Source organism: Candidatus Darwinibacter acetoxidans, from assembly GCF_041936445.1.
Lineage (GTDB): Bacteria > Bacillota > Limnochordia > Darwinibacteriales > Darwinibacteriaceae > DTU010.
The window spans coordinates 1-1,197 of sequence record NZ_JBHGXH010000088.1; the positions used below are offsets into that span (position 1 = coordinate 1).

Here is a 1,197-nt window from a genome sequence, read left to right on the forward strand (position 1 = left end):
GCCAAGAAATTCATGGAAGGCTGGAATTCCTGGCGCGTCTCCAACATGGGACTTCTCAATATTGGGCGGCGGGAAGGTTCACAGATCATCCAACTCTTTGGGCGCGGTGTACGCCTGCGCGGGAAAAACCATTCTCTAAAACGCAGTGCTGCCCTTCCGGGCAATCATCCACCGCATATTAAACTGCTGGAGACACTCAATATCTTTGCTGTGCGAGCCAACTACATGGCCCAATTCCGTGATTATCTCGAACGAGAAGGGGTAGAGACCGAGCCGCCGGTTGAACTACCGCTCCCTGTGTGGACCAACGAACAGATGCTGCAGCGCGGGCTGGTGCTACCGCGTCCTGAGAGTGGCCGCGACTTTACTACCGATACGATACTCCTGCTCACCCCTGATGAAAACATCCGCCTGAGAGTGGATTTATCGGTCAAAGTGCAGGTACTGGAAAGCGGCGCGGTTGGCCTGCAGGACGCTCGGGTCCAAAGCGGACATGAGGGGACCATTCCGTCAGAAAGTCTGGCGTTGGTGGATTGGGAGCAGGCCTACCTCGAATTGCTGGACTATAAGGCGCGCAGAGGCTGGAGCAACCTGGTCATTCGTCCCGAAACCCTGCGCGCTATCCTAGAAAAGGTTCCCTATACCCTGAAGGCAAGTGAGGACGTGTTCCGTCCGCGCACCTTCACTGACCGCACCCGTCTGCAAGAGGCAGTCACAGCCGTCCTGCGGAAGTACCTGGATACCTTCTACCGCCGAGCTCACGAGCGCTGGGACAGCCAAAACCTAGTCTATCGTCCTCTTGACCTTGATGATCCCAACTTGGCTTTCAACCGTCTGAGCCTGCAGGAAAAAAAAGCCGCCTACTTCGTGCGCGTACCGCGTTCACACAGCGACCTATTTACCGCCATCGAAAAACTGTGCGAAGATATGGATAAACTTATCAAAGAAGAAAACAGCGGGTTGCCGCGCCTTTACTTCGATCGGAGCGTCTATTTGCCTCTGCTTCTCAAAAGGGGGAATGTGCTCACTGCTGCCCCCCCGCCGCTCGAAGAAAGCGAGGAACGCTTCGTTCGTGACCTGAGTGCCTACTGGAAATCCGAAAAGGACAAGTCACTAGCAGGCAAGGAAATCTTCCTCCTGCGAAATTTGAGCAGAGGTAAAGGCGTGGGTTTCTTCGAGGAGAGCGGTTTCTACCCT

Annotated in this window: 1 pseudogene; it reads left to right on the forward strand. The window is 55.0% G+C overall.

The features are described 5' to 3' along the window. Window positions 1-1,197: pseudogene (locus ACE4YL_RS02810) on the forward strand (DEAD/DEAH box helicase family protein); the annotation flags it as partial.